Below are 7,999 nucleotides of genomic sequence, written 5' to 3'. Positions count from 1 at the left end.
TCTAGAAGCAGGCACGCGGGATGCGCGACTCAACACGGATCTTTGGTGTATTTGCCGAGCATGACGACGGCGTTGTTGCCACCGAAGGCAAGGCCGTTGTTCTGCACGATGCGCACCTCCGCGTCGAGACTTTGATTGGGGACGCAGTCGATGGGGCATTCGGGGTCCGGCCGGCGGTGGTTGGCCGTCGGTGGGATGAATCCGTGCGTGATGGCGAGGGCTCCGGCGATGGCCCCCAGGGCGCTTGCCGCCCCCATGGTGTGGCCGATCATGGACTTGATGCCGACCATTGGGGGTGGGGTGGCGCCGTAGACCTGCTGAATCGCCCGGGTCTCGGTGAGGTCGTTGGTTTTGGTGCCGGTGCCGTGCGCGGAGATGAGGTCGACGTCTTCGGGCTTCAGGTCCGCGTCGTCGAGCGCGAGGCGTATACAGCGTGCGACGCTGTCTTCTTCGGGGGCGGTGGGATGGTGCGCGTCACAGTTCAGCCCGTATCCCAGGATCTCCGCATAGACATGCGCTCCCCGAGCGAGGGCTGACTCTTCGCTTTCGAGAAGCATGACGCCGGCGCCCTCGCCGGTCAGCAGTCCTTCCCGGTCCGCGTCGAAGGGGCGGCATTCGTCGGGGGAGATCAGCCCGAGCCGGTAGAATCCTGCGAAGTTCTTGCGGCACAGCCCATCGGTTCCACCTACCAGCGCATAGTCGACTTCGCCTGAACGCACCGCGTCAAAGCCGCTGCCCAGCGCGTAGTTACCGGCGGAGCAGGCCGTGGGGATCGTCGAGACTTCGACGTCGGAGAGCCTCAATTCCTTGGCGACAGCCATCGACAAGCTCAGTGCAGGGGCTCGGCGGGCGATCTCCGGCTCCATGCGGTCCGGCCCATGCCGTAGAACCGTCTCGGCCAAGTGATCGAGGTCATGGCCTTCGCCATCGGTTGTCCCGATCGCTATCAGGCCACGCTTGCTCCGTAGATCCTCTTCGGCCAGCTCGGCGTCCGTCACGGCCATACGTGCGGCTGCCACCGAAAACTGTGATGCCCGGCCGAGGTCCGTGAGCGGGACCCGGTGGATATAGTCCGTCAGATCGATATTGGATACTTGATGGCCGCGCGCGTACTGAAATCCAGCGGTATCGAACAAGGTGATAGGAGCCGTGCCGACACGTCCGGCACGCAAGGCATCTTTATATTCCGTCACCCCGTTAGCAACGCTGGAAAGCACTCCTGCTCCGGTGAGGAGCACCCGGCGACGACTCGGGTCGGCTTCCCTTGTTGACAAGGCTACTTGGCTCCGTATTCGTCGAGTATCTCCAGGATGGCGTCAATGTTGACCATCCGCGAGGCCGCCTTGGGGTCGATCTCAACAGAAAAAGTCGTCTCAAGGTGAGTGAGAATCTCGATGGCATCGAGTGAGTCGGCACCGTGCTCTTCGACGAGCAGGCCGGTTCGGGTGAGGCTCGACTCATCCAGCTCAACAACGTTAGCAACGATCTCGCGGACCTTCGCCTCGCGCTCGTCGTCAGACAATGCGATCCCCCATCTCTCAGCGCACAAGGTTGCCGGCAGGCTCAGGCCAGGCGCTGGTTCGCTGCGATTAACCAGCCCCGGTCATCCTCCACAGGATTCTCTCCGGGACACGGCTCGGCATGAACGCCGATCATTTAGGCCTCAACCGCTTCCAGGCATCCCCCTCGGGCGCAGTGTATCCACCAACTCCGTCACTTCGTCTACTAGTTCTTCAGATTGCTCGTGCAATCTGCCCTGGATGTAGGTCACTTGAACGAAGACATCCCATTTCATCTGCTTGGCGCCATGTCAAGAACCCGAGCTGACCCCACGCACTCAACCGCTCACCCCGAGTTTCACTTCCGGCAGTTGACGGCAGGCACTTCGCTCAACTTGTACAAGAGAGGAACCTCCACAGAAGCCGATAGGCCAGTAGGGTCAGTTACGCACAACTCAGGCCATGCCAGGCTTGCTTGGGATCGGCTGAGCGTCCCGGTGGGGCGACAGCCACGTTGGAGAGGATTCGGACGGTTGATAGCTCCGAGTTGGCAACCGCGTGAACTGACTCCGGACAGCGGGAGTGTGTCAGCGAGCCCGGCCGGACTGGTCGACCTGTTAAGCCTGGTCGATCTGACCGATTTGCTGGTGAAGGAGAAGGCGCTCGTCTTCCGTGGATTCGGCATCACCGCCGAGTCCTATGACGAGGTGACCACCGCCCTGCTGCCTCGCCGTCTGGCGTACATCCATGGAAACTCTCCGCGTACCAAAGTCGGACAGAACGTCTACACATCGACCGAATACCCGCCCGAGTTCACCATCTCCATGCACAATGAGATGTCGTACGCACACACTTGGCCATCTCGCCTGTTGTTCTTCTGCGAGCAGGCCCCGACCAGCGGCGGCGCCACTCCTGTGGTCGACGGACAACTCTGGCTGGAGTCCATAGACCCCGAGATTCGAGACGCGTTCGCAGGAGGAGTCAGGTACATTCAGAACCTCCACGACGGTTACGGGCTCGGCAAGAGCTGGCAGGCCACGTTTGAGACCGAGGACCCCGCCGAGGTCGAGGCGTTCCTGGATAAGGCCGGAGCCGATTGGAAATGGAAGGGCGACGGCACTCTATGGATCAGTCAACTGCGCCCGGCCACGACACAGCACCCCGTCACCGACACCGAGGTGTGGTTCAACCAGGCTGATCAGTTCCACATCGCGGGCCTGGGCGACGATGCCCGGGAGATGGCCGAGTTGTTGTCCGAAGACGAGATGCCGCAGGCCGTCACCTTCGCCGACGGAAGCCCCATCCCCGCCGAGTACATCACGCATATCCAGGAGACCGGGCTTCGCCTGGCCGTCGATGTGGATTGGCAGGCCGGAAGTCTGCTCCTCATCGACAATGTGCTCGTGGGCCACGGGCGACGGCCATTCGCCGGCCCACGCCGAGTGTTGGTCGCGATGTCGGACTGACGGTGTCTTCGGACTGAAAGTGTCGAGGGACGGGTGATGGCACGATCAGCGGCCGCGGGAAGGCCGAACCAGCGCTCGATGAACTTCAAGGGGTCGAGCAAGCGGCTTATTGCCCAGTTCAAACCGGAACGGGTCACGGTCTTCGCCATGCTGCTCGTCGGTGTGCCGAGCGTCGCGCTCTCCGTACTGGGGCCGAAGATCCTCGGCGAGGCAACCGACTTGATCTTCGCCGGGCTGGTGGGGCGCCAGTTCTCCGACGGAGTGCCCAGAGAACAGGTCATCGCCGACATGCGGGCCAAGGGCGAGGACGGCGTCGGTGTCCTGTCCGGGGTGGACTTCACACCTGGCAAGGGCATCGACTCGGGCGCGGTGGGCTCCGTCGTACTGCTCGCCCTCGGCGTCTTTCTGCTGGCCGGGCTGTTGATGGCAGTGGCAACTCGGCTGTCCAACCGCGCGATCAACCAGACGGTGTTCCGGATGCGCGGGGAGGTGCAGGCCAAGCTGTCACGGCTGCCGCTGTCGTACTTCGACACGCGGCAGCGGGGGGAAGTGCTCAGCAGGGCCACCAATGACCTCGACAACATCAATCAGGTTCTGCAGCAGACGATGGGCCAGCTCATCAACTCGCTGTTCACCATCGTCGGCGTGCTGGGGATGATGTTCTGGATCTCCCCTCTGCTGGCGCTGGTCGCGCTGATCACCGTGCCGCTGTCGGCGGTGGTGGCCATGCGGGTCGGCAAGCGGGCGCAGCCGCTGTTCGCTCAGCAGTGGAAGTCCACCGGCAAGCTGAACGGACACATCGAGGAGATGTACACCGGTCATTCCCTGGTGAAGGCCTTCGGCCGGGAAGAGGCATCGGCCCGGGCCTTCGCCGAACACAACGAAGCGCTCTACCGAGCCGGCTTCAGGGCCCAGTTCAACAGCGGGCTCATGCAGCCCCTGATGTTCTTCGTCTCCAACCTGAACTATGTGCTGGTGGCGGTCGTCGGCGGGCTGCGGGTGGCCTCCGGTGCGCTGTCCATCGGAGAGGTGCAGGCGTTCATCCAGTACTCACGGCAAATCAGCCAGCCACTCACACAGGTGGCCTCGATGGCGAACATGGTGCAATCGGGGGTGGCCTCCGCTGAGCGGATCTTCGAGCTGCTGGACGCGGAGGAACTATCGCCCGAACCCGGCTCGTCCGCCCGCTCCGCAGAGTTGAAGGCCAGCAGCTCCACAGAAGGCAAGGGCAGCGGGTCCGCAGGGCTGAAGGGCAGCGTCTCATTCGAAAACGTGTCGTTCCGCTACGACCCCGATAGACCACTCATCGAGGACCTGTCACTGACCGTCGCACCTGGGCAGACCGTCGCCATCGTCGGACCGACCGGTGCCGGGAAGACCACGCTGGTCAACCTGTTGATGCGCTTCTACGAGCTGACCGGCGGGCAGATCACGGTGGATGGCGTCGACATCTCACAGATGCCTCGAGAGGAGCTGCGGGCCGACATCGGCATGGTCCTCCAGGACACCTGGCTGTTCGGCGGCACCATCGCGGACAATATCGCCTACGGCTCCGCCAGATCCGTCACCCGTCACGAGATCGAGGAGGCCGCGCGCGCCGCGCATGCCGACCGCTTCATCCGAACACTGCCGGACGGTTACGACACGGTCCTCGACGACGAGGGAGCGGGCGTGAGCGCCGGCGAGAAGCAGCTCATCACCATCGCCCGCGCCTTCATCTCCGATCCCGTGATCCTCGTCCTGGACGAGGCAACCAGCTCGGTCGACACCCGCACCGAAGCACTGATCCAGAAGGCGATGGCACAGCTTGCTCACGGCCGTACGAGCTTTGTCGTCGCTCATCGACTCTCGACCATCCGCGATGCGGACACGATCTTGGTGATGGAGGACGGCTCGATCGTCGAGCAGGGCACACACGAGAAGTTGCTGGCGGCCGGTGGGGCCTACGCCCGGCTCTACAAGGCGCAGTTCGAGCAGGTTGCCGCGGCAGCCGACTAGACAACGACATCGCAGCCTACATCGAGACCGACGTCGTAATCGACATCGAAAAGGCCATCTAAAAACGGGGACAAGTTGCTCAGCACAGGTTTCAATCCAACAGATCGCTGGATCCGCCGGAACAGAACTTCAAGCAACTTACGCATGCGCTTGGTCTGCTTCCCTCACGCAGGCGGATCCGCCAGTTTTTTCTATTCTTGGTCAGATTCCCTGCCGACCGATGTCGAATTGCTCTCCGTCCAGTATCCGGGCCGACAGGAACGCCTCACCGAACCCTGCGTCGAGAACATGGACGAACTCGTTGCCGGGATCACCCATTCTCTGTCGCGTTTCCTCGACCACCCCTTCGTTCTCTTCGGACACAGCATGGGGGCATCGGTAGCCTTTGAGGTCTCTCGTCAACTGGAGAGAGCCTTCGGAGTCAGCCCGAGAATGCTGTACGTCTCGGGACAAGAGGCTCCCCACACGCCGATGAGGCGGGAGCCCGTCAGCGACGATGACGAAGCTCTGCTCTCAGAAATCCGCAGGATAAACGGCGGCAACGCAGAAACGCTCGACGACCCGGACCTCAGGGACTTGGCGCTACCGGCAATTCGTGCTGACTTCCGCCTGCTTGAGGCGTACCGCCCCCAGCCGGTCAGATCGATTTCAGCGCCTATCACCTCGTATGTGGGTGACCAGGACGCCGACGTGGACTTCGACAGCGCGCGGGCATGGGCGCAAGCGACGCGAGGGACCTTCCGCTTCCAGACCTTCCCCGGTGGCCACTTCTATCTATCGGATTGCCAACCCGGATTCGTCTCCGATCTCGTCCGCGCTGCGGATCACTAGCCTGCCCCGGCAGGTTCACTCGTAACCTCCGCCCATCCTCACTCTGGCGACGACTTCTCTCTACTCGATTATCAAGAAGGGACACTACTTGTGATTCCGGTGTCTTTTGCGCAGCGTCGGTTGTGGGTTTTGGGGCAGTTGGAGGGAGTTTCGGGTACGTATAACGTGCCGTTGTCGTTGCGGTTGCGGGGACGGTTGGATGTGGGGGCGTTGCGGTTGGCGGTGGGTGATGTGGTGGGTCGGCATGAGAGTTTGCGGACGGTGTTTTCACAGGTGGATGGGCAGCCGTTTCAGCAGATTGTGGACGCTGGGGTGGCGGTGCCGTCATTTGAGGTGGTTGATGTGGCGGGGGTTGGGGAGGGTGAGTTGGCTGGGCTGCTGGCGAAGGAGGCGGGGGCTGGGTTTGATCTGTCGTGTGATCTGCCGTTGCGGGTGCGGTTGTTTGTGTTGGGTGGGGATGAGTTTGTGTTGTTGGTGGTGGTGCATCATATTGCGGCGGATGGGTGGTCGATGGCTCCGTTCGCCCGAGATCTGTCGCTGGCTTATGCGGGGCGTGTGGCCGGTGGTGTGCCGGGGTGGGAGCCGTTGGAGGTGCAGTATGCGGATTACACGTTGTGGCAGCGTGAGGTTCTGGGCAGTGAGGATGACCCGGGCAGTGTGATCTCGCGGCAACTGGCCTACTGGACCACTGCTCTGGCGGGGGTGCCGGAGCAGTTGGAGTTGCCGGTGGACCGGCCGCGGCCGGCGGTGGCGTCGCATGTGGGTGGCAGTGTGGCGGTGCGGGTGCCGGCCGGCGTGCATGGCGGGGTGGTGGAGCTGGCGCAGGGCAGTGGTGCGAGCGTGTTCATGGTGGTGCAGGCGGCTTTGGCTGTGTCGTTGATGAAAATGGGTGCGGGGTGTGACATTCCGATCGGCACGGCGGTGGCCGGGCGGACGGATGATGCTCTGGATGATCTGGTCGGTTTCTTCGTCAACACGCTGGTGCTGCGTACGGATGTCAGTGGGGATCCCACGTTCCGCGAGCTGGTGGAGCGGGTCCGGGAGACGGACCTGGCCGCCTACGCCCACCAGGACGTGCCGTTCGAGCGTCTGGTGGAGGTGCTGAATCCGCAACGTTCGATGGCCCGGCATCCGCTGTTCCAGGTGATGCTCTCCTTCCAGAACAACACCCGGCCAGACCTCACCATGCCCGGCCTGGAGATCACTCACCAGCCGCTACAAGACGTCTCCGCCAGGTTCGACCTAACGCTCAACCTCGGTGAACACCGCGCCGAAGACGGCGCTCCCAACGGCATGACCGGCCGACTCGACTACCGCACCGACCTGTTCGACCAGGCCACCATCGAGGCGTTGGCTGGTCGTTTTGTGCGGGTGTTGGAGGCGGTGGCCGCGGATCCGGATGCGCCGGTGGGGCGGGTCGATGTGCTGGGTGAGGCCGAGCGGCAGCGAGTGTTGGTCGAGTGGAATGACACGGCGCGTGCGGTACCGGATGTGGTGGTGCCGGAGCTGTTCGAAGCCCAGGTGGCACGCACTCCCGGTGCGGTGGCGGTGGTGTGCGAGGGTGAGGAGCTGACCTATGGCGAGCTGAATGCGCGGGCGAACCGGCTGGCCCGCTACCTGATCGAACAGGGCGCAGGGCCGGAGCGACTGGTCGCGGTGGCACTGCCACGCTCGGCCGGCCTGGTGGTGACGCTGCTGGCGGTGATGAAATCGGGAGCCGCGTACGTACCCGTGGACCCCGAACTGCCCGCGCAGCGGATCAGCTACATGCTGCAGGACGCGAACCCCATGCTCCTGGTCACCGACACCGCAACCGCCACCGCCCTGCCCTCCCCGGACGGCCCGTCCGTGGTGGTGGACGCCGCTGAGACAGCCGCACACATCGCCGCCCGGCCCGGCACCGACGTACGCGATGACGACCGCCCGGGTGCGCTGCTGCCGGGACACCCGGTNNGTCATCCCCCACCAGGCCCTGGTCAACTACCTGACCCGCGCCACCAAGGCATACCCCGAACTGTCCGGGACCACCGTCGCCCACGCCTCAATCTCCTTCGACATCGGCATCACCGTCCTGTACGGCACCCTGACCAGCGGCGGACGCCTCCACCTCACCGCCTGGGACACCACCCCCACACCAACAGACGATCAGCCGGCCAGCCTGATCAAAATCACCCCCAGCCACCTCCCCCTCCTCGAACACACCAC

At 63.6% G+C, this 7,999-nt stretch carries 6 protein-coding genes; 4 read left to right on the top strand and 2 right to left on the bottom strand.

Translation table 11 applies throughout. The features are described 5' to 3' along the window. Positions 1–29: 29 nt before the first annotated feature. Positions 30–1,274 (bottom strand): beta-ketoacyl-[acyl-carrier-protein] synthase family protein, encoded by a 1,245-nt coding sequence (locus CCN51_RS36125; protein WP_264349361.1) that lies wholly within the window; start codon positions 1,272–1,274, stop codon positions 30–32. Between the two features lie 2 nt (positions 1,275–1,276). Continuing rightward, on the bottom strand, positions 1,277–1,522 hold the full coding sequence (locus tag CCN51_RS36120; protein WP_158104730.1) for an acyl carrier protein: 246 nt from the start codon (positions 1,520–1,522) through the stop codon (positions 1,277–1,279). 561 nt (positions 1,523–2,083) lie between these two features. Here CCN51_RS36120 and CCN51_RS36115 point away from each other — a divergent pair. From CCN51_RS36115 to CCN51_RS36100, 4 genes are all read left to right on the top strand, one after another. Beyond that, on the top strand, positions 2,084–2,965 hold the full coding sequence (locus CCN51_RS36115) for a TauD/TfdA family dioxygenase (RefSeq protein ID WP_245881737.1): 882 nt from the start codon (positions 2,084–2,086) through the stop codon (positions 2,963–2,965). Positions 2,966–3,001: 36 nt separating this feature from the next. Continuing rightward, positions 3,002–4,963 carry an ABC transporter ATP-binding protein gene (locus tag CCN51_RS36110; protein ID WP_086860555.1) on the top strand — a complete coding sequence of 654 codons (1,962 nt, stop codon included), beginning with the start codon at positions 3,002–3,004 and terminating at the stop codon, positions 4,961–4,963. Positions 4,964–5,107: 144 nt separating this feature from the next. Next, entirely contained in the window at positions 5,108–5,794 is a 687-nt protein-coding gene (locus CCN51_RS36105) for a thioesterase II family protein (RefSeq protein WP_086860553.1), read from the top strand. A 90-nt stretch (positions 5,795–5,884) separates the two neighbouring features. Further along, the coding region (locus CCN51_RS36100) for a condensation domain-containing protein (RefSeq protein ID WP_143675993.1) at positions 5,885–7,999 on the top strand (2,115 nt) is incomplete at its 3' end.

This window comes from Streptomyces milbemycinicus, from assembly GCF_002154605.1.
In the GTDB taxonomy this organism is placed as follows: Bacteria; Actinomycetota; Actinomycetes; order Streptomycetales; family Streptomycetaceae; genus Streptomyces; species Streptomyces milbemycinicus.
Note: the sequence above shows the minus strand (reverse complement) of the source record. Positions and strands in the feature narration are given on the sequence as shown.